This window comes from Streptomyces sp. MNU76, assembly GCF_020982545.1.
Lineage (GTDB): Bacteria > Actinomycetota > Actinomycetes > Streptomycetales > Streptomycetaceae > Streptomyces.
Map to the genome: position 1 here is coordinate 399,016 of NZ_JAJKLK010000022.1, position 20,835 is coordinate 419,850.

Annotated in this window: 14 protein-coding genes and 5 pseudogenes; 8 read left to right on the forward strand and 11 right to left on the reverse strand. The window is 72.8% G+C overall.

The genetic code is table 11. The features are described 5' to 3' along the window. Positions 1-181: 181 nt before the first annotated feature. A pseudogene (locus tag E4N62_RS36955) lies at positions 182-3,246 on the forward strand (BTAD domain-containing putative transcriptional regulator). A gap of 155 nt (positions 3,247-3,401) precedes the next feature. Here the strand turns inward: E4N62_RS36955 and E4N62_RS36960 are convergent. Together E4N62_RS36960 and E4N62_RS36965 are read right to left on the reverse strand one after the other, a co-directional pair. Beyond that, a complete protein-coding gene (locus E4N62_RS36960) occupies positions 3,402-3,701 on the reverse strand; it encodes a hypothetical protein (RefSeq protein WP_230221572.1) in 300 nt (99 codons plus the stop codon). 114 nt (positions 3,702-3,815) lie between these two features. Beyond that, positions 3,816-5,503 (reverse strand): annotated as a pseudogene (locus E4N62_RS36965) (fatty acid--CoA ligase family protein). A 127-nt stretch (positions 5,504-5,630) separates the two neighbouring features. On the opposite strand from E4N62_RS36965, the gene E4N62_RS36970 reads away from it, so the two are divergent. Genes E4N62_RS36970 through E4N62_RS36980 form a run of 3 tightly spaced genes read left to right on the forward strand, consistent with a single transcriptional unit; the run spans position 5,631 to position 7,999 of the window. Beyond that, positions 5,631-6,779, forward strand: coding sequence for a lipid-transfer protein (locus E4N62_RS36970; protein ID WP_230221575.1), 1,149 nt, complete (start codon positions 5,631-5,633; stop codon positions 6,777-6,779). A gap of 27 nt (positions 6,780-6,806) precedes the next feature. After that, positions 6,807-7,223 (forward strand): Zn-ribbon domain-containing OB-fold protein, encoded by a 417-nt coding sequence (locus tag E4N62_RS36975; protein WP_230221577.1) that lies wholly within the window; start codon positions 6,807-6,809, stop codon positions 7,221-7,223. Next, the gene (locus tag E4N62_RS36980; protein WP_230221579.1) at positions 7,220-7,999 is read left to right on the forward strand and encodes an enoyl-CoA hydratase/isomerase family protein; all 780 of its coding nucleotides are present in this window, start codon (positions 7,220-7,222) and stop codon (positions 7,997-7,999) included. Before E4N62_RS36975 ends, E4N62_RS36980 begins: the two co-directional genes overlap by 4 nt. 14 nt (positions 8,000-8,013) lie before the next feature. On the opposite strand, the gene E4N62_RS36985 is transcribed toward E4N62_RS36980, so the two are convergent. The 3 genes and pseudogenes from E4N62_RS36985 to E4N62_RS36995 all read right to left on the reverse strand — a co-directional run bounded on the left by E4N62_RS36985 (position 8,014) and on the right by E4N62_RS36995 (position 12,367). Beyond that, positions 8,014-8,526 carry a hypothetical protein gene (locus E4N62_RS36985; RefSeq protein ID WP_230221581.1) on the reverse strand — a complete coding sequence of 171 codons (513 nt, stop codon included), beginning with the start codon at positions 8,524-8,526 and terminating at the stop codon, positions 8,014-8,016. A gap of 280 nt (positions 8,527-8,806) precedes the next feature. After that, positions 8,807-11,142 (reverse strand): annotated as a pseudogene (locus E4N62_RS36990) (PQQ-binding-like beta-propeller repeat protein). Between the two features lie 349 nt (positions 11,143-11,491). Further along, entirely contained in the window at positions 11,492-12,367 is an 876-nt protein-coding gene (locus E4N62_RS36995; RefSeq protein ID WP_230221583.1) for a VOC family protein, read from the reverse strand. A 451-nt stretch (positions 12,368-12,818) separates the two neighbouring features. Between E4N62_RS36995 and E4N62_RS37000 the strand changes: the two genes are divergently transcribed. Beyond that, positions 12,819-13,466, forward strand: a complete 648-nt coding sequence (locus tag E4N62_RS37000) for a TetR family transcriptional regulator (RefSeq protein ID WP_230221585.1) — start codon at positions 12,819-12,821, stop codon at positions 13,464-13,466. A 149-nt stretch (positions 13,467-13,615) separates the two neighbouring features. On the opposite strand, the gene E4N62_RS37005 is transcribed toward E4N62_RS37000, so the two are convergent. Beyond that, positions 13,616-14,104 (reverse strand): nitroreductase/quinone reductase family protein, encoded by a 489-nt coding sequence (locus E4N62_RS37005; RefSeq protein ID WP_230221729.1) that lies wholly within the window; start codon positions 14,102-14,104, stop codon positions 13,616-13,618. 202 nt (positions 14,105-14,306) lie between these two features. Continuing rightward, positions 14,307-15,542 (reverse strand): annotated as a pseudogene (locus E4N62_RS37010) (acyl-CoA dehydrogenase family protein); the annotation flags it as partial. A 194-nt stretch (positions 15,543-15,736) separates the two neighbouring features. Here E4N62_RS37010 and E4N62_RS37015 point away from each other — a divergent pair. The 3 genes from E4N62_RS37015 to E4N62_RS37025 all read left to right on the forward strand — a co-directional run bounded on the left by E4N62_RS37015 (position 15,737) and on the right by E4N62_RS37025 (position 18,178). After that, positions 15,737-16,903: an acetyl-CoA acetyltransferase gene (locus tag E4N62_RS37015; RefSeq protein WP_230221587.1), complete on the forward strand. Its 1,167-nt coding sequence runs from the start codon at positions 15,737-15,739 to the stop codon at positions 16,901-16,903. A gap of 86 nt (positions 16,904-16,989) precedes the next feature. Beyond that, positions 16,990-17,415 carry a pyridoxamine 5'-phosphate oxidase family protein gene (locus E4N62_RS37020; protein ID WP_230221589.1) on the forward strand — a complete coding sequence of 142 codons (426 nt, stop codon included), beginning with the start codon at positions 16,990-16,992 and terminating at the stop codon, positions 17,413-17,415. Between the two features lie 13 nt (positions 17,416-17,428). Next, a complete protein-coding gene (locus E4N62_RS37025) occupies positions 17,429-18,178 on the forward strand; it encodes a pyridoxal 5'-phosphate synthase (RefSeq protein WP_230221591.1) in 750 nt (249 codons plus the stop codon). 36 nt (positions 18,179-18,214) lie between these two features. Here the strand turns inward: E4N62_RS37025 and E4N62_RS37030 are convergent, their stop codons facing one another. The 4 genes and pseudogenes from E4N62_RS37030 to E4N62_RS37045 all read right to left on the reverse strand — a co-directional run bounded on the left by E4N62_RS37030 (position 18,215) and on the right by E4N62_RS37045 (position 20,674). Further along, positions 18,215-18,994, reverse strand: coding sequence for a class I SAM-dependent methyltransferase (locus E4N62_RS37030; RefSeq protein ID WP_230221593.1), 780 nt, complete (start codon positions 18,992-18,994; stop codon positions 18,215-18,217). Positions 18,995-19,113: 119 nt separating this feature from the next. After that, positions 19,114-19,710 carry a GNAT family N-acetyltransferase gene (locus E4N62_RS37035; protein WP_230221595.1) on the reverse strand — a complete coding sequence of 199 codons (597 nt, stop codon included), beginning with the start codon at positions 19,708-19,710 and terminating at the stop codon, positions 19,114-19,116. A 24-nt stretch (positions 19,711-19,734) separates the two neighbouring features. Further along, a complete protein-coding gene (locus E4N62_RS37040; RefSeq protein ID WP_230221597.1) occupies positions 19,735-20,172 on the reverse strand; it encodes a Zn-ribbon domain-containing OB-fold protein in 438 nt (145 codons plus the stop codon). Between the two features lie 54 nt (positions 20,173-20,226). After that, positions 20,227-20,674: pseudogene (locus E4N62_RS37045) on the reverse strand (DoxX family protein). Between the last annotated feature and the right edge of the window lie 161 nt (positions 20,675-20,835).

Consider the following 20,835-nt stretch of genomic DNA (forward strand, 5'->3'; position numbering starts at 1 on the left):
ACGCGGTTCCGGCGGGACCGGGTGCGGGAATCGGGACGCTCGGGTCCGAGAGGAGGAGAGACTGTGCAGACCTGGTGACATCCCGCGCGGCTGCCTGTGATCGACCTCTCGCACGGCTGACGGATCCGCCATGAACAAGGCAAACTGGCCTGGTTGTCAGGTAGGCCTGAGGGGGCTGTCGATGGGCGGTGGACCGAGAGTGCCGGAGGTCGGTGGACCGAGAGTGCCGGAGGTCGGCGGGCCGCGAGTGCCGGAGCAAAGGACCGCTGAGGGCGCCGAGACCGCGAAGCCGGCCACCGAGGACCCGGCCGAGCTGCGCTTCAGCGTGCTCGGGCCCGTGCGGGCCTGGCGCGGCGCCGAACCCCTCGCCACCGGTTCGCCCCAGCAACGCGCCCTGCTCGCCGCCCTGTTGCTCCGCGAGGGCCGTACCGCCACCGCGAGCGAGCTGATCGACGCACTGTGGGGCGACGAGCCGCCGTCCCAGGCGCTGGCCGCCGTACGGACGTACGCCTCCCGGCTGCGCAAGGTGCTCTCCCCCGGCGTCCTGGTCAGCGAGTCCGGTGGCTACGCGGTCCGCGCGCTGCCCACCGGCGCCCTGGACCTCGCCGTCGCCCAGGAACTGGCGACCGACGCGGAGAAGGCCAAGAACTCCGGGGACCTGTGCCACGCCCGCCGTCTGCTGAACGAGGCGCTCGGGCTGTGGGACGGCGAGGTCCTGGCGAACGTTCCGGGCCCGTACGCGGAGACCCAGCGGGCCCGGCTCGACGAATGGCGGCTCCAACTGGTCGAGTCCCGACTGGACATGGACCTGGAGCAGGGCTGCCACGCGGAGGCGGTCTCCGAGCTGACCGCCCTCACCGCCGCGCACCCGTTGCGGGAGCGACTGCGCGAACTGCTGATGCTGGCGCTGTACCGCAGCGGACGCCAGGCGGAGGCCCTCGCCGTGTACGCGGACACCCGCCGTCTGCTCGCGGACGAACTCGGCGTGGACCCGCGCCCCGGCCTGCGGGAGTTGCAGCAGCGCATCCTGCGAGCGGACCCCGGCCTCGCGGCCCCCTCCGCGACACCGGTCCCCGAGCCCGCCGCGACCCCGGTCCGCCCGCCCAACTCCCGGCCACGGTCCCGGACTTCACCGGCCGGGCCGGTCTCGTCGACGACCTGAGCGCGGTCCTGGCGGCGGCCTCCGGCGCCCAGGGCCAGGTGATGGCCGTGTCCGCGCTGGCCGGCATCGGCGGCGTCGGCAAGACGACCCTCGCGGTGCACGTGGCCCACCAGGCCAGATCGGCCTTTCCGGACGGCCAGTTGTACGTCGACCTCCAGGGCGCAGGCGCCCGCCCCGCCGAGCCGGAGACGGTCCTCGGCTCCTTCCTGCGCGCCCTCGGCACGGCCGACTCGGCGATCCCCGACTCCCTGGCGGAGCGGGCCGCGCTGTACCGGTCGGTCCTCGACGGCCGCCGGGTGCTGGTCCTGCTCGACAACGCGCGCGACGCCGCGCAGGTACGGCCCCTGCTGCCGGGGACGGCCGGCTGCGCGGCCCTCGTGACCGCGCGGGTGCGCATGGTGGACCTGGCCGGCGCCCATCTCGTCGACCTGGACGTGATGTCCCCCGACGAGGCGCTGCGGCTCTTCACGAAGATCGTCGGCGAGGAGCGCGTCGCGGCGGAGCGCACGGCCGCCCTCGACGTCGTCGCGGCCTGCGGCTTCCTCCCGCTCGCCATCCGCATCGCCGCGTCCCGGCTGGCGGCGCGCAGGACCTGGACCGTCTCCGTGCTCGCCGCGAAACTCGCCGACGAGCGCCGCCGCCTGGACGAACTCCAGGCCGGGGACCTCGCGGTGAAGGCCACCTTCGAGCTGGGCTACGGCCAGCTGGAGCCCGCCCAGGCCCGCGCGTTCCGGCTCCTCGGCCTCGCCGACGGCCCGGACATCTCGCTGGCGGCCGCGGCCGCCGTACTGGACCTGCCGCCGGAGGAGACCGAGGACCTCCTGGAGGTCCTCGTCGACACCTCCCTCCTGGAATCCGCAGCGCCCGGCCGCTACCGCTTCCACGATCTCGTGCGGCTCTACGCGCGTGCATGCGCGGAACGGGACGAACAGCCGCCGGGAGTGGGGGCACCTCCCACGCCTTTCGGGCAGTGGGGGAGGGAGTCGGCGATGTCGCGGCTGCTGGACTTCTATCTCGCCACGGCCTCCCAGGTCTACGCGATCGAACGCCCCGGCGACCGCCTCGTGGACCACCTGGAGCCCACCGTCTACCCGGGCCTGCGCTTCACCGAGGGGTCCGCCGCGCTGGACTGGCTGTACACCGAGGCGTCCTGCCTCCTGGCCTGCGTACGCCAGTCCGCCGGCACGGACCGGCTGCGCCGCGCGGTCGACCTGCTGTGGGCCGCCAAGGACCTCACCGAGTCGGGCGCCAACTCCCACCAGTACGAGACGACGGCGCGCGCGATGTGCGACGCCGCGCGGACGGCGGGGGACGCGCGGGCGGAGGGGCGGGCGCGAATGATGCTGACCAACGTGCTGCTGGTGTCGGGGCGCATCCAGCAGGCCGAGGAGCAGGCCGGGCTCGCCATGGGACTGGCTGCCTCGGCCCGGGACGACCGGGCGATCAGCTGGGTGTCGAACGACCGGGGGATCATCTCCCTGCACCAGGGCCGGTACGCGGACGGGAAGACGTTTCTGGAGCAGGCCATCGAGGGCTACCGCACGGCGGGCAACCGCCCCGGTGTCGCGCTCAGCCTGTGCAACCTCTCCCGCGCCCACCTGGGCATGGGCAACATCACCAAGGCGGTCGAGATCGCCGAGCAGGGTCTCGCGGCCCAGCTGGAGATCGGCCGGACGATGCGCCTGGCCAACGGCCACTTCACCCTGGGGATCGCGCTGACCCGGGCGGGGCGGCACGCCGAGGCGCTCAACCAGTTCTCCGACGCCCTCGGCATCTTCATCGACCACCGGCAGCGGCTCTGGGAGGGCGTGACCAACTTCCGCATCGCCGAGGCCCATCTGGCCGCGCTGCGCCCCGCACAGGCGGCCCGGTACGCCGAACAGGCCCTCGCCCTGGGAGTCATCGGCGGTGACCGCATGCGCGGCAACGTGCTGACCCTCCTGGGCCGCGCGCTCTTCACCCTGGGTCAGGCCGACCGTGCCAAGGCCTGCTGGCACGACGCACTGGAGCTGTACGAACAGACCGGCGGCGCGATCGAGGCGGACGAGGTCCGCACGCTCCTCGCGACCCCCCGGGCGGCGTGAGCGGCGCGGGCCGACGTGGGCGTTCAGCATTCGTTTATCGCGGTCCGGCACTGTCGTACCCGTCACACCGTCGCGTCGGGGGGCAGGCGGTCTGACCTGGGGCTCAACCGCTAAGGTGCGGCTCCGAACGGCCCGTCCGGCAGCCCTCGGGGGAGCTACCGGACGGGCCTTGCTGACTCGCCATCACAGCGGAGGAACCACGACATGAGCGACAAGAAGACGGCCCCGGAGGCCACGCCCCAGGACAACGCGATGCCCACGCCGCCGGCCAAGGGCAAGACCGGCACCACGCCCCAGGACAACGCCATGCCCACGCCGCCGGCGGAGAACGAGGGCATCACGACGCTCGACAACGCGATGCCCGGCGGTCCCGCCAAGGCCGGGGACATCCGCACGCTGGACAACGCGATGCCCGCCCGCCCGCCCTCGACCTCGACGGCGGCAAGTAGGTACACCGGACTTCCGTATCCACGGGGATCGGCCGCGGTGGCGCGGAGGGGAGCCACCGCGGCCGAGGTGTGTCCGGGGCCGGCTCTGAAGCGTGTTGCAGAAGGTTGTGTCCGGGCAGGTCAGGGCTGCTCTGGGAGCGCCGTCAGCCCGCCTTCCCCGCAACTCCCCTTCACCACCTTCCCGCTCGCGTTCCGCGGCAGCTCCCCCACGAAGTCCACCGTTCTCGGCACCTTGTAGTTGGCCATCTCCCGGCGGGACCAGGCGATGAGGTCGTCGGCGGTCACCAGGGAGCCCGGGCGGCGGACGACGAACGCCTTGCCGACCTCGCCGAGGCGGGCGTCGGGGACGCCGACGACCGCCACGTCCGCGACGTCCGGGTGGAGGCCGAGGAGTTGCTCGATCTCGGCGGGATACGCGTTGAAGCCGCCGACGATGAACATGTCCTTGACCCGGTCGGTGATCCGGAGGTTGCCGTCCTCGTCCAGGACGCCGATGTCACCGGTGCGCAGCCAGCCGTCGGCGGTGACCGCGCGTGCGGTCTCGGCGGGATCCTCGAAGTAGCCGCGCATGACGTTGAAGCCGCGCACGAGGACCTCTCCGGGGGAACCGGGCGGCAGCGGGGAGCCCAGCGGATCGACGACGCGCACCTCCGCCCCCGGGACCGCCCGCCCGGACGTCGACGCGATCACCGACGGCTCGTCGCCGTGCCGGCACATCGTGACGATGCCGGACGCCTCGGACAGGCCGTACGCCGTCAGCACGGTGTCCACGCGCAGTTCGGTCCGCAGCCGTTCGACGAGCCGGAGGGGCACCACCGCCGCGCCCGTCACCACCAGACGCAGGGCGCTCAGGTCGTAGTCGTCGCGGGCGGGGTGGTCCAGCAGGGACTGGTGGAGGGTCGGCGGACCGGGCAGGACCGAGACGCGCTCGGCCGCCACGTTGGCCATCGCCGTCTCCACGTTGAAGACCGGCTGGGGGATCATCGTGGCGCCCCGCATGAGGCAGGCGATCACCCCGGCCTTGTAGCCGAAGGTGTGGAAGAACGGGTTCACGATGAGATAGCGGTCGCCCTGCCGGAGCCCGGCCAGCTCACTCCACACCTCGTACGCCCGCAGGGTCTGCGCGTGGGTGATCACCGCGCCCTTGGGGCGGCCGGTCGTCCCGGACGTGAAGATGATGTCGGAGGGGGACTCCCCCGTCAGGCCGTCCGACCGCGCCCGTACCTCCGCCGCGCCCACCCCGTCGCCGCTCGCGAGGAAGTCCTTCCAGGTGCGGAAGTCGGCGGGGGCGTCGTCCGAGAGCACCACCACCTGTTCCAGGTGCGGGAGTCCGGGCAGGGGCCCCGGCCGCTCGCACACGCTCCCGGCGCCCGACGCCCGCAGCCGCCCCCGCCCGCGCCCGCCGCGCGCCGGAGCGAGGCCACGTACGAGGTGCCGAGGAACGTGCCGGTGACGAACAGCAGTTTCGCCCGGCTGCGCGCCAGCACGTCCGCTGCCTCGCCGCCCTTGAAGCGGGTGTTCAGTGGGACGAGGACCGCGCCCGCCGAGACCGCGCCGAGCGCGGAGACGATCCAGTCCAGGGAGTTCGGCGCCCAGAGGGCGACCCGGTCGCCGGCGCGCACGCCGTTCGCGACGCACGCGGCCGCCGCGCGCTCCACCCGGGCGCCCAGCTCCGCGTACGACACCCGCGTACGCCCGTCGACGACGGCCTCGACCCCGGCGAACCGCCGGGCCGCCGCGCGGACCAGCCCCGGAACGGTCCCCCATTCCAGATCACCGCGCCACGCCTCACCGCGCCGTGCCTCCATGTCACCGCTCACCGCAGGCCTCCGTACCGCGAACCGGTAGCTGACTACCCGTCAGATTAGCTGTACCCTGACGGACTGTCAGCAGCCCGAATCCCCAGCGCCAGAGCCTGTGCGGAGGTGTGCGCCCATGGCCGTGCTCAAGGACGCGACGGCGATCGTCGGCATCGGCCAGACCCCCTTCGCCAAACAACTCCCGGAAACAGAGAGGGCGTTGGCGTGCCGGGCGATCCTCGCCGCGCTCGACGACGCGGGGATCGCCCCGGACGAGGTCGACGCGCTCGCCTCGTACACCATGGAGGAGACGGACGAGGTCGAGGTGGCGAAGGCGCTGGGCCTCGGCGACCTCACCTTCTTCAGCAAGGTCGGCTACGGCGGCGGCGGTTCGTGCGCCACGGTCGCGCACCTCGCCGCCGCGATCGCCACCGGCCAGGCCACGGTCGGCGTCGCCTGGCGCTCCCGCAAACGCGGCTCCGGCCCCCGCCCGTGGAAGAACACCACGGTCCAACTGCCCACCCCGGCCCAGTGGACCCGTCCCTACGGCCTGCTGCGCCCCGCCGACGAGATAGCCATGCTGGCCCGCCGCCACATGCACGAGTACGGCACCACGCGCGACCACCTCTTCAACGTCGCCCTCGCCTGCCGCAACCGCGCCAACCAGAACCCTGCCGCGATCATGTACGAGCGCCCGCTGACGCGCGAGATGTACATGAACTCCCGCTGGATCAGCGAACCCCTGTGCCTCTTCGACAACTGCCTGGAGACGGACGGCGCGCTGGCCTGCGTGGTGGTCTCCGCCGAGCGCGCCCGCGACTGCCGTCGTACCCCCGTCTACGTCCACTCCGCCGCCCAGGGCCTGCCCGCCCAGCACCACGGCATGGTCAACTACTGGAACGACGACCCGCTGACCGGCCCCGCCTGGACCGCCGCCCGGCACCTCTGGAAGCACGCGGACCTCACCCCGGACGACATCGACGTCGCCCAGATCTACGACGCGTTCACCGCCCTGATCCCCCTGTCGCTGGAGGGGTACGGCTTCTGCGCGCGCGGCGAGGGCGGCGCGTTCACCGAGGGCGGCGCCCTGGAGACGGGCGGCCGGCTCCCTGTCAACACCTCCGGGGGCGGTCTCAGCGAGGCCTATGTGCACGGCTTCAACCTGATCACCGAGGGCGTACGGCAGCTGCGCGGCACGAGCACCGCCCAGGTCCCGGACGCGGCGGCCTGTCTGGTGACGGCGGGCGAGGGGGTACCGACCTCGGCGCTTCTGCTCCGTAACTGAACAAGCCATCGGCCGACGGGAGTTGTGATGCTCACACCAGTGGTGGACGACGACGGCGCCCCTTTCTGGGAGTACGCCGCGCGGGGCGAACTACGCGTCCAGGCCTGCGCCGACTGCGGCGAGTTCCGCTTCCCGCCCCGCCCCTGCTGCCCGCACTGCCGCTCCTTCGCGACCGAGTGGCGCCGGGTCTCGGGCCGGGGCCGCATCTGGTCGTACGTCCGCCCGCACCCGCCGCTGCTCCCCGACTACGCGGAGCAGGCCCCGTACCACGTCGTCCTGGTCGAACTGGCCGACGCCCCGCGCATCCGTCTCGTCGGCAACCTGGTGAGCGGGCCGGGCGCCCGCCTGGACTCCGTGCCGACCGAACGGATCCGGATCGGGGCCAGGGTGCAGGTGGTGTTCACCTCCACCGGCCTCCCCCAATGGGTACTGGAGCGGCCGTGACCCTGCGCACGACGACGGACAAGGCCACGGGCGTGGCCCTCCTGACCCTGGACCGCCCGGACCGCCTGAACGCGATCGACCTGCCGATGGCGGAACAACTGGCCCTCTTCTGGCGGGAGTTGAGGTTCGACGACACGGTACGGGCGGTCGTCGTGACCGGCGCGGGCGAGCGCGCCTTCTGCACGGGCCTCGACCGGGACGCGGCGAGCGCCGTCCCGCAGCCGGACTCCCCCTACGCGGTCGAGGATCCCCTCCTCAGGATCGGCCCGAAGTCCAACGACTGCTGGAAACCCCTGATCGCCGCCGTCAACGGCATGGCCTGCGGCGGTGCCTTCTACCTGCTGGGCGAGTCGGAGTTCCTCGTCGCCGACCCCTCCGCCACCTTCTTCGACCCCCACACCACCTACGGCATGGTCAGCGCCTTCGAGTCGATCCTGACGGCCCAGCGCATGCCGTACGGGGAGGCCGCGCGCATGGCCCTGCTGGGCACCGCCGAGCGGATGTCGGCCCGGCGCGCGCACGAGGTGGGGCTGGTGTCGGAGGTGACGGAGCCCGGCGGCGCGGTCGCGGCGGCCCTGCGGTGCGCGGAGATCGTCGCCGGGTATCCGCCGGCGGCCGTCGAGGGCACGGTCCGCGCCTGCTGGGCGGCACGGGAGGCGACGCGGGCGCACGCTCTGGCGTACGCCCCGCACCTGATCTCGCTGGGCAATCTCCCGGCCGACCGGCAGACCGAGCTGTTCGCCGGACGCCGACCGGACGGGTTCCAGGTGCGGTGAGCCCCGGCGAGGGCTCAGAAGGAGGAGCGCTCCAGGTCGGTGAGCTTGCAGCTGCCGCCGCTCGCGCCGCCGTCGTCGACCGTGCCGGCCGGCGCCTTCACGTCGACGGTGGCGGACTCGCCCGCCGGCACCGAGGAGATGCGGTTGTCCTCGGCGGTGTACAGCACGGCGCCGCTCGCGTCCGTGAACTCGAGGTCGAACTCGTAGGAGTACTCGGTGCTGGAGCTGCTGTTGGTGGCGCGGACGCGGGCGACGAGGCCGTTGTCGTAGGTGCAGGTCTCGATCTTCAGGTCCCTCGCGGCGCCGCGCTGGGAGCTGGACGAGCCGCCCGTCCCCACGGTGGTGCTGCCACCCGAGGTGGACGTGGAGCCGCTGTCGGATCCGCCGCTGCTGCTGGAGCCACCGCTGGAGCTGGACGAGGAGGACGAGCCGCCCGAGCAGCTTCCACCGCCGGAGCCGCGGGCTCCGGTGAGGGCGAGGACGGTGATTCCGAAGACGGCGACGGCACGGACGTGGCGGGACTTCACGTGTTCAACCCCCGTTGAAACGTTGCGAAATGAGCGCTGAAATGGCGAAAAGCCAGCACATTGCTGGCAGGTGCACGACACCCTAGCAGCGATTCGGCCACAGGCCGGGAGCAAGCGGTTGCGGGCAGCGCACGGGAGCCCGGCCCCTCCCCGCGAACGCCTGGAAGCGCGGCGGATCCCCGTACGGGCTTACGCCTGGGCGCACTTGAGGGAGTGGCGGCCGCGAGGGGCGTGAGCGAGGGAGTCGGGGCGCGACCCCGGCTCCCTCTGCCTACGGCACTCAGCTCGTGCGCGCCGTCCCCGTCCCCTTCTCCGCGTCCAGGGCGTACACGCACCGGTCCTTGCTGCAGGCGTAGACGACGCCGTCCTTGACGACCGGCGATCCGGTGATCTCCCCGCCCGTGGCGAGCTTCCACCGCAGCCGGCCGTCGTCGGCCTTCAGGGTGTAGAGGAGGTGGTCGGTGGAGCCGAAGTGGATGCGGCCCTCCGCCACCGACGGGGCGCCGACGATCTCGCCCCCCGCCTGGAAGCGCCACTTGGGCGTTCCCGTGACCGCGTCCAGGGTGTAGAGGCCCTTGCCGCTGCCGACGTGGACGTGCCCGGCGGCCACCAGCACGGGCTCCAGCGAGGAGCGGGACTCCGTCGCGATGCGCCAGCGGTCACGGCCGTCGGTCGCGTCGAGGGCGTAGACCGTGCCGAGGTAGTCGGCGAGGTAGACACCGCCGCCCGTGACGGCGGGACCCGGCGCGAACGTGGGGGCGGACAGGAACACCGCCGGGGCCTCGAAGTGCCAGCGGACATGGCCGCCGGCGATGTCGACGGCGAGGACGCGGCTGCCGGCGGCGATGTAGACGTAGCCGTCGGAGGCCGGGGTCAGCCGCACCGGGACGCCGCCGCAGGAGGCCGCGTCGCCGATCGGGTACGACCAGCGCTCCTCGCCCGTGCGGGCCTCCAGCGCGCGCAGCCGGGCGTCCTTCCAGACGTACACCGTGCCGTCCTGGACGACCGGCCCGGCCTCCGGGGTCTCGAAGTCGGTCTGCGCGCCGGTGAGCTCCCACAGCTTCTGGCCGTTGGACGCCTCCCAGCCCTGGACGCCGCCGCCCCGGGTGGCGGTGACCACCGTGCCCCGGTCGGCCTTCAGCGAGTACACCCAGGCTTCCGTGGACAGCCGCCACAGGTCGGCGCCCTCGCGGGCGTCGAGCGCGAAGAGGGTCGGGCCGTCGGAGGCGTGGATACGTCCGTCCGCGACCGCCATCGACCAGGCGACGTCCCGGGTCTTGAAGCGGCGGCGCCCGGTGCCCACGTCCAGGGCGTGCACCTCGAAGGAGGTGACGTAGACGAGGTCGTCGGCGACGGACGGGGTGCCCCACACGTCGTTCGACATGCGGAAACGCCAGGGGCGCCAGCCGGAGGCGGCCGGTTCCGGGCGGGCGGGGCCACGGCGGGCGCGGGTCGGCGCCGTTCACTCCGGCGCGCGGCCGGGACCAGGACGCGGCGAGACCGGCCTCGGGCGGGGGCGCCTTCACGGCGGCGGCGCGGGCGTCGGCGACACGCGGACCGGGCCCGATGGGCACCTGACCGCCGCGAGCCGCACCGGCCCGGTGTCGGGGCGCCGAGCCCGACGGGCGCGGGGTCGTACGAGGGCGGGGCGGCGCTGCGGGCGCGGGCGGGCCCGCCGCCGCTGCGGCCGCCGGAGGCCTGCTGGGGCTTGGCGGCGGGCCGTCCGCCCCGGCGGGTCTCGATCAGGCTGACCGCCTTCTCGGGCAGCCACGCCGACGCCGTGCCGCTGTCGTCCGAGCCGGAGCCGAACAGGTGGGGCGCGAGCTGCGCCTGGAGGTCCGCGGGGTTGGGGCGCGCGGTCGGGTCCATCTGCATACAGGACTCGATGAGGGGGCGCAGATCGTCCGGGAGCCCGGAGAGGTCCGGCCCCTCCCGCAGCAGCATGAACACGGTCTCGACGGGGTTGGCGCCGTGGAACGGCGCGTGCCCGGTGGCGGCGAAGACGAGCATCGAGCCGAGCGAGAAGACGTCGCTCGCGCCGGTCACGCTCCGCGAGTCCTTCGCCTGCTCGGGCGACATGTACGCCGGCGTACCGACGGCGACGTTCGTCATCGTCAGACGCGTGTTCGACACCCCGGAGGCGATACCGAAGTCGATCACGCGCGGCCCGTCCTCGACGACGAGCACGTTCGAGGGCTTCAGGTCACGGTGGACGAGTCCGGCGCCGTGGATGGACTGGAGGGCTTCGGCCACCCCCGCGGCGAACCAGCGGACGGCCTGGACCGGCATGGGCCCGCAGTCGTTCACTATCTCCTCGAGCGAGGGCGCGGGGACGTACGCGGTCGCCAGCCACGGCACGGCGGCACGCGGGTCGGCGTCGACCACGGCGGCCGTGTAGAAACCGGACACCGCGCGGGCCGCCTCGACCTCACGCGTGAATCGGACCCGGAAGAGCTGGTCCTCCGCGAGCTCGGTCCGCACGGTCTTGATCGCCACGCGCCGACCCGACGCCGAGCGCGCCAGATAGACCAGCCCCATGCCGCCGGCCCCCAGCCGTCCCAGCACTTCGAACGGCCCGATCCGCCGCGGATCGTGCTGCGTCAGCTGATCCACCACTTGCCCTGCCACCTCCCCGTACGGACCGCGTCACCCACGTTGTGCGCGCGACCCCGTGCAGCGTCTCACCACCGCACCGCCATGGCGGCACGCACCCCGATTCTTCCTGCTACCGGGGGCAGGTTGCTAACCCGGGTGCGGATCGGGGTGTCTCAGGACAAAACCACGTCGTCCGCCCCTCGGGAAGTGGGAGCCCGGATGGTGGGACTGCTCGGCGGGCGACGTACCACCGGCGCACAACCCCGTACGTCTTCCCGCCCACGGGTTTCTTCACTCCCCCCACGGCCGCAGGGGCGCAAACCGGCCGCAACATTTTCCGCAACGCGCAACTCAGTGGTCTTCCCGCTGGTCAGCCCTCGACCTCCGGGCCGTTCGCCGCGCGATCCCGCGCCGACCGCGTCTCGTCCTCGCGCTGGTCGTCCCCCCGCTGCCGCAGTTCGTCCGGGCGCTGTTCGGCCTGATCCGCCGCCTGCGGGGCCTCCCGCCGGCCGTTGCCGTCCTTCCGCTGGAGCAGCGCGAACGACGCCCCTTGATTGTCCGTGACGACCGCCACATTTCCGTACGAGGTGTCGAACGGCGGCACCTGCACCCGGCCCCCGAGCCTGCTGACGGTCCCGAGCGCGGCCTCGCAGTCCTCCGTGCCGAAATGGACCAGGAAATGCGGCGGCATCTCCGCCGGGAAGACGTCCGTGAGCGTGGCCCGGCCGAAGTCGGGGGTGGCGTCCGGGCCGAAGAGGGCCTCGTGGAACAGATGGGCGTAGAAGGAGTTGGCCGCCTTGGTGTCGCGGGTGTAGAGCTCGGCCCACGCGAACGTGCCGGGCTCGTGGCGCCGGCCGAAGCCGGGGTGCGCGGCGGCCTGCCAGAGGCCGAAGACCGCGCTCTCCGGGTCCGTGGCGAGCGCGGCGGTACCGAGGCCGCCGACCGGGGTGGGCGGGGTGATCACCTGACCGCCGGCCGCGACGATCCGGGCGGTGAGCGCGAGCGCGTCCTGGGTCGCGAAGTGGACTGTCCACACGGTGGGGAGGCGGCCGTCGGGTTTGGGCGCGAGGGCGGCGACGGGGGCGCCCTCGACGTGCGCCCACACCTCGTGCGCGCCGTCCCCGGGGGCCACCGCGAAGGTCCACCCGAAGAGTTCGCCGTAGAACCGCTTGCCCGCTTCCACATCGGGCAACTGGGCGTCCACCCAGCAGGGGACGCCCTCGGGATACGGGGTCTCATCGGCCATAGGGCCAAGCTAAAGGCGCACGTGACAGCGCGCGCGCCGGGCGCGTCCGCTCGCGTGCGGTGGCCTCCGGCTGGGGCGCCTGAGAACTCGGGGGTACGGATGCGCTGGCGGCCGCGGGTGAGTGGGGGTTGCTCGCGCAGTTCCCCGCGCCCCTGGAAAGGGGCCTGCGGCCCTTTCAGGGGAAAAGCAGGGGCGCAGCCCCGCTTTTCAGGGGCGCGGGGAACTGCGCGACCAGCCCCCACCGGCCGGACGCTTGGGGTCGAAGGGGCGCAGCCCCTTGGTGGGGGCACCTCCCGCTCGAGCGAAGCCGAGGTGGGGGGACGGGTAGGGGCGGCGGGGCGAAGAAAATGGCCAAGCCACCCTCCCCACCCCGAACCCCTTGGTGAGGCCCACACTCCCCATTTGCACTCGGCCGAATCGCGCTCCGATCACCCCTCGGTAAGCTGACGGCATGACAGGACAAGTGCGTACCGTCGACGGCCGCGTGGCCGGCCGACGAGGGCAGGCGACCCGGCAGAAGCTGCTCGACTGCCTCAGCGAGATGCTCAGCTCGTCGCCCTACCGGGACGTCAAAGTCATTGATGTCGCCCGGAAGGCGGGCACTTCACCCGCGACCTTCTACCAGTACTTCCCGGACGTCGAGGGCGCCGTCCTGGAGATCGCCGAGCAAATGGCCACCGAGGGCGCCACGTTGACCCGCCTCCTCGAAGGCCGCTCCTGGGTCGGCAAGGCCGGCTGGCAGACCGCCCAGGAACTCGTCGACGGATTTCTGGAGTTCTGGCGCAAGAACGACGCCATCCTCCGCGTCGTCGACCTGGGCGCCGCCGAGGGCGACAAACGCTTCTACAAGATCCGCATGAAGATCCTGAACTCGGTCACCAACTCCCTCTCGGGCACGGTCGCCGAGCTCCAGGCCAAGGGCCGCGTCGACAAGGACGTGAACCCGGCGGCCCTCGCCGGTTCCCTCGTCGCCATGCTCGCCTCGGTCTCCGGCCACCAGAAGGGCTTCCAGACCTGGGGCGTGAAGCAGGCCGAACTGAAGCCCAACCTGGCCCTGTTGGTCCACCTGGGCATCACCGGCAAGAAGCCCACCAAGTAGCCAGGAGCCCCCGGGCACGCCCCCGGACGCGATTCCTGTCACGCAGACGGCACCCTCACCCGAGGAGTGCCGCCTGCCGCGTTCACGGGACCGACCCCTCAGCGCTCGACCGCCCTCAGCGCTCGACCGCCCTCAGCACTCGGCCGCCCTCAGCGGCGCACGATCCGGAACACCCGTATCTCCCGGTCCACCCGGGCCTGATACGTCGAGTACGGCGGCCAGAACCGCAGCAACTCCTTCCACACCGCGGCCCGTTCCTCACCCGCCAGCAGATGCGCGGTGACGGGTATGTCCTGCCCCTTCCAGTTGATCTCGGCGTCGGGGTGGGCCAGCAGGTTGGCGCTCCAGGCGGGGTGGCCGGGGCGACCGAAGTTCGACCCCACGAGGACCCAACTGCCGCCCCCGTCCTCGGGCATACAGGCCAGCGGCGTACGACGCGGCACCCCGCTGCGCGCACCGGTCGCGGTCAGCACGACCCCGGGCAGCAACTGAGCACTGAGCAGCACCCGCCCCCGGGTGACCCGGTGCACCGCCCGGTCCAGGGCGGGTATGACGTGCGGCGCGAGCCGGGCGAACGCGGGTGCCGAGGACACCTTCTGCACCAGCCGTACGCCCATGTCCTTGATCCCCGCGGTCATCCCCGCCGCACCTCTCGAAGCCATCAGCCCCGCACCTCCTCGCGTACGCCCCGCCCGTCGAGCTCCCGCCCGCCGGGGCCCGTCCACCGGCACCCTGGCCGTCACGTTCCCTGCCTCCACGTTCCCTGCCCTCACGGTCCCGGCCGTCACCGTCGGAGCCGCTGCGGCCACGGCCGTCCCGGTGCCGCTCCTCGTGCCCCCGCCCCTCGCCCGCGAAAACGCCCGCCACGTCGGCCGCCCACCCCGCAGCCGGTGCACCGGCCCGAAGAGCAGTTCGTCCCCGGCCGCCCGCTTGAAGTACAGCTGTGCCTCGTGCTCCCAGGTGAACCCGATCCCGCCGTGCAGCTGGATCCCTCCCCGGCGGCCACCCGCAAGGCCTCCAGGGCCTGGGCGAGCGCCAGCCCACCGACCCGCTCGCCACCCCTTCACCGCCCCGACCCCCACTCCGAGGAGGCCGCGGCAGCCCAGGCCGCGTAGTACGCCGCAGACCGGGCCGCCCGCACCCGTACGTACACCTCCGCGAGCCGGTGCTTCACCGCCTGGAACGACCCGATCGGCCGCCCGAACTGCTCCCGCTGCATCACATGGGCGACCGTCCGCTCCAACACCCGGTCGGCGGCGCCCACGGCCTCCGCCGCGAGCACGGCGGCCGCCGCGTCCCCGATCCGAGCCAGGGCGCCCGGCACGTCAACCTCATCGCCGTCACCCAGCAACTCGCCCCGCACATCGCGTAGTTGGAGCCTAGCCACCGGTCGCGTCTCGTCGACGCAGGTCTGCCGCACGCGCACGACCCCGGCGTCGCCCCCACACCGTCCCCGCCCTCCCCTCTCCCCACCCGTACCGCGAACAGCAGCGTCCGCGAGCGGGCGTACCCCCCGGCGTGCGCGGCGACGACCAGCAGTCCGGCGCTGTGCCCGTCGAGGACCTGCCCGGCCTCCCCGTAGAGCCGCCACCCGTCCCCGTCCCGGCGCGCCTGGACGCCGCCGGCCCGACCGCCGCCGGACCACGCGCCCCTGTTGTCCCCGGTCAGCGCCAGTGCGGTGGAGAGGGCGCCGCCCGCTACCACGAGGGCGGCGGTGAGCCGGCCGGAGGCGAGCAGGGGGAGCAGCTCGGCACGCTGCCGCTCGCTGCCGAGGGCCAGGACCAGAGGGGCGACGAGAACCGAGGTGGACAGCAAGGGGGAGGGGGCCAGCGATCTCCCCACCTCCTCACCCACCAGGGCGAGTTCGGTCATCGAGCACCCGATACCGCCGTACGGCTCGGGAAGTGCGAGCCCTGGCAGCCCGAGCTGGTCGGAGAGGGCGGCCCACAGCGCGCCGTCGTGCCCCGCCTCCGTCCGCACGGCGGCCCGGACCTCCTCCGGACCACAGCGCTTGAGCAGCAACTCCCTCACGGTGCGCCGGATCTCCTCCTGCTCGGCGGTGAAGCGGGCATCCATGGACGGCCCCCTTTCCGTTCCCCCAGCTACGCTCTCCGTATCTGACGGTCCGTCATATTAGGCCGGATCCCCACCGAAGCACAGGGTCACCGCACGGCGTCATCGGACGCAGTCATCGGACGCAGTCACCACCCGAAGTCACCGCACAGGTTCCGCAGGTTCACTGACCCCAGATCTGATGTACCGTCAGATTCATGAGCCGACGAAACGTCGCGATCGCCGGCGTCGCGCTGTCCGACTGCGGCCGGGTGGACGACGCGACCCCGTACGCGCTCCACGCGCAGGCGGCCCGCAGGGCCCTCGCCGACGCGGGGCTGGACCGCACCGCGATCGACGGCCTGGCCTCGGCCGGCCTCGGGACGCTGGCCCCGGTGGAGGTGGCGGAGTACCTGGGCCTGCGGCCCACCTGGGTGGACTCCACGTCCGTCGGGGGCTCGACCTGGGAGGTGATGGCGGCGCACGCGGCGGACGCGATCGCCGCCGGGCACGCGAACGTCGTCCTCCTCGTCTACGGCTCCACGGCCCGCGCGGACATCAAGGCGGGGCGCCGGACCGGCACCCTCTCCTTCGGGACGCGCGGCCCCCTCCAGTACGAGGTCCCCTACGGGCACACCCTGATCGCCAAGTACGCCATGGCCGCGCGCCGCCACATGCACGAGTACGGCACGACCCTGGAACAGCTGGCCTCGGTGGCCGTACAGGCCCGGGCGAACGCGGCGGCGAACCCCGAGGCGATGTTCCGCACCCCGATCACGGTCGACGACGTGCTGTCGTCCGCCCCGATCGCCGACCCCTTCACCAAGCTGCACTGCTGCATCCGCTCCGACGGGGGCGCGGCGGTCGTGCTGGCGGCCGAGGAGTACGTACGGGACTGCCGGCCGACGACACCCGTCTGGATCCTCGGCACCGGCGAGTACACCTCCCACACGACGATGTCCGAGTGGCCCGACTTCACCGTCTCCCCGGCGGCGGTCAGCGGGCGCCTGGCCTTCGAACGCGCCGGAGTGCGCCCCGCCGAGATCGACTTCGCCGAGATCTACGACGCCTTCACGTACATGACCCTCGTGACCCTGGAGGACCTCGGGTTCTGCGCCAAAGGAGAGGGCGGGGCGTTCGTGGAGAAGGACCGCCTGACGCTGACCGGCGACCTCCCCGTCAACACCGACGGCGGCGGCCTCTCCGCCCAACACCCCGGCATGCGCGGCCTCTTCCTCCTGGTGGAGGCCGTACGCCAACTACGCGGCGAGGCGGGATCCCACCAGATCCGCACCCCCACCGGCGCCCTGCCAGGCCTGGCCGTCGCCTCGGGCACGGGTGGCTGGTTCTGTTCGTCAGGGACGGTGGTGCTGGGACGGGGGTGAGCGGCCGGGAACAGGCGGCGGAGCCGGGTTGCTGTAAGTGACTCGGCAGGTGTGAGAACGCCCCCAGGCATTCCGGAGGAAGTGACATGGCACTGTCCCGCAAGGAGCGCGAGGAGTTTCTGGCCGAGGCCCATGTGGCCGCGTTGGCGGTGGACGCGGGGGACGGACGGGCCCCGCTCACGGTGCCGATCTGGTACCAGTACGAGCCCGGCGGCGACATCTGGGTCATGACCGGCCGGGACTCCCGCAAGAACCGGCTGATCCAGGCCGCCGGACGCTTCACCCTGATGATCGACCGGCTGGAGCCCACCATCCGCTACGTCTCCGTCGAGGGCCCCGTCACCGGCACGACCCCCGCCACCCTCGACGCCCTCCGGGAGATCTCCGCCCGCTACCTCCCGCCCGAGAAGGTCGACGGCTACGTGGACTTCTCCTCCGCCAACCACGGCGAACAGGTCGTCATCCACATGCGCCCCGAACGGTGGGTCTCGTCCGACCTGGGCACGGTGTGAGACCGTCCCACCCATGATCGAGCCCTCTGCCCGGCCCCAGCCGGAGCCCCGACCCCGGCAGCCCGAGCCTCAAGCCCAGGCCGCATCCGCCCCGTCCCAGCCGTCCGCGTTCGTCCAGGCGCTGCGCGGACTGCGCGTCTGGGATCCGCAGGTCAGCGCCCTGCCCCTGTTCGACCCGGCCACGGCCCCCGCCGAGCCGGTGCCGCTCTTCGCCGCCTGGTTCGGGGAGGTCGTGGCGGCCGGGGAGGTGGAGCCGCACACGATGTCGCTGGCCACAGCCGACGAGGAGGGCCGGCCGGACGTCCGTACGGTGATGCTGCACGACGTGGACGCGCGCGGCTGGCACTTCGCCTCCCACGCCGGAAGCCGCAAGGGCCGGCAGCTCGCGCACCGGCCGTACGCGTCCCTCGGCTTCTACTGGCCCCTCCTCGGCCGCCAGGTACGGGTGCGGGGCCGTGTCACGGTCGAGCCCGCCGAGGTCGCCCACGCCGACCTGCACGCCCGGTCGACGGGTGCGCTGGCCGCCGCCCTCGTGGGGCACCAGAGCGAGGTCCTGTCCTCGTACGAGGAGTTGGAGCGCGCGTCGGAGGCCGCCTGGGCACGGGCCGAACGGGAACCTGACGTGCCCGTGCCCTCCTGGACGGCGTACGTCGTGGAACCGGACGAGGTGGAGTTCTTCCAGGGCGACGCGCGGCGCCGCCACGTACGGCTCAACTACCGTCGGGCAAGCGGTGGTTGGAGCACTGAGCTGCTGTGGCCCTGAGATCGCCGAGGGGCACGCGCGACCGCACGCTCGCCCTCAGGCCTTCTCCCACACCGACACGTGCTTGGTGCTGTCGTTCGTGAAGGGCTCACCCTTCCACCCCGCCCACCGGTCCCGCAGCCGCATCCCGGCCAGCCGCGCCATGAGGTCCAGCTCGGCCGGCCAGACGTACCGGAACGGGATCGACCGGTACTGAGTCCGCCCGTCGACGACCGTCACGTGGTGCGACCGCATCCCCTGCGTCGCCACGTCGTACGTGTCGAACCCCAGCCGCCGCGGACCGACCCGGAACGGCACCGCGTTCTGCCCCGGCGGCAGTCTGCGCAGGTCGGGCACCCCGACCTCGATGACGAAGTGACCGCCCCGCACGAGATGGGCGGCGGCGTTGCGGAAGCACTCCACCTGCGCGTCCTGCGTGGTCAGATTGCCGATCGTGTTGAAGACCAGGTACGCGACGGTGAACCCGGGGCCGCCGACCCGAGCCGTGGCGAAGTCCCCGACGGTGACGCCGATGCCGTCGCCGCCCGGCTTGGCCCGCAGCCGCCGCACCATGGCCCGCGACAGGTCGATCCCGTGCACCGGCACACCCCGCCGGGCGAGCGGCACCGCGATGCGCCCGGTGCCGATCCCGAACTCCAAGGCCCGCGCGTCCCCTCCCGGCGCGCCCGCGAGGCCGGCGATCAGGTCCACGACAGGGTTGACGGCGTCCGCGCCGAACACCTCGTCGGAGGGGTCGTCCGAGGGGCCGTCGTAGTGCGCGGCGACGGCTTCCCCGAAGTACCCGTCGGGGTCGTCGACAGTCTCGTACTCGTCCACGAAGCCACTCCCGTCCCCGTCCCCGTCCCCGTCCCCGTTCCCGCTCTTGCTCTCGCTCCCGCTCCCGCTCCCGCTCCCGCTCTTGCTCTCGCTCCCGTTTCCGCTTCCGTCGTCCGAACTCATCGAATCCCCTCCGGGGTCGGGTCCGTGGCCAGTCGGGCGTGCAGGTGGGCGTCCCGGAACTCGTCCTGGCTCCCCTCGGCGAACGCCGCCCCGCGCATGAGCCCCTCGTACGAGAACCCGCACAGCTCGGCGATACGACAGGACGCGGCATGGCCGACGACGTGGTCGAGTTCGAGCCGGTGGATGCCGAGTTCGGTGAACGTCCAGCGGGCGGCGAGGTCGAGAGCCCGGGTGGCGACCCGGCGGCCACGGGCCTCGGGCAGCACCCAGTAGCCGACGACGGCCCGGCGCATGTGCGCGTCGATCCCGCTCAGCCCGACCTGCCCGAGGATCGCGCCGCTCTCCGCGTCCATGATCCGGAAGGCCACGGTCGTGCCCTCCGCGTCGGACTCGGCGCGCCGCCGCAGCGACTCCCGGGCGCCCTCGAAGCTCGCGTCCCACACCAGAGGGGTGTTCCACCGCCGGAAGTCGGGGTCGGTACGCCCCCGCAGCCACGCCTCGACATCGGCGTCGGACTCGGCGTCCCAGGCACACAGGCGCAGCCCGTGCCCGCACGGCCAGGGATCCGGCACACACTCATCAGTACGGCTCACCCGCCCATTGAAACGCGTACCCCTTCACCGACGCGCGCGAAATACGGGCACCACGAACTCCCCCGCTTCCCGGAACACCACCTCCAACTCCATCCCCATCCGGAGCCCACCGGCCTCCTCCTCGGCCTTCTCTCTTGCCTTCTCCCCGGGCGCCTCCACGACCTCGGTCATCATCCGGGGCCCCTCGACGAGGTCGACGACGGCGGGGACGTACGGAGTCCGCTCCCCGAAGGGCGGCAGGTCGTTGCGGTGGACGACGGACCAGGTGTAGAGCACGGCGCGCCCGGAGGCCTCCTCCCACCGCACGTCCTCGCTCCAGCAGTAGGGGCAGAACTCGCGCGGGTAGTGGTGGGCGCGTCCACAGCCCGCCGCTCCGCACCGCCGCAGCAGCAAGCGCCCGTCGGCGGCGGCGTCCCAGTACGTACGACTGAGGCCGTCGGCCTCCGGCTGATCGAACCGCACGCCCTCGCCACCCCTCACCACCAGGCTCCCCTCACCACCGGGCTCCCTGACCCGTCAGAACAGCCCCAACGCGCTGTCCACCGACCACGTCTGCCACGACATCCCGAACAGCGCCACCACCGAGATGAGCGCCATCATCGAGTTCTGCCCCTGCTCGGCCCAGTCGTGGATCATCAGCACGAGATAGAGGAGATTGAGCACCAGCCCGCCGACGAGCGCGATCGGCGTGAGGAATCCGAGGATCAGCCCGAGACCGAGGGCGAGTTCGGCGTAGACGACGACGTACGCCATGACTTTCTGTCGAGGCCTGACCACCATGTCGAACCCCCCGCGCACCGCTCCCCACCGGTGCTTCTCCGCGACCCCGCCGCCCAGGCGATCCCGGCCCCTCCTGGAACCAGGCCCTCTTGTCCTTGTGCCGCCAGCTCTCCAGCCACCACAGCCCGAGCCCGATACGAAGCACGGCCACCCATTCGGCACCGCTGAGCCAGATCGTCTCCATGGACATCGCCCTTCCGCACCCACGCGGGAATCTGACGGTACGTCAGTTCAGCGGATGGGGGGCCGGCGCGCAAGGGGGCCGCTCCTCGTATCTGCTGCACCCCTCGGAGAGGGACGCACTCCTCACACCCGCGACCCGCTGGAGGGCACTCTCCCCACATT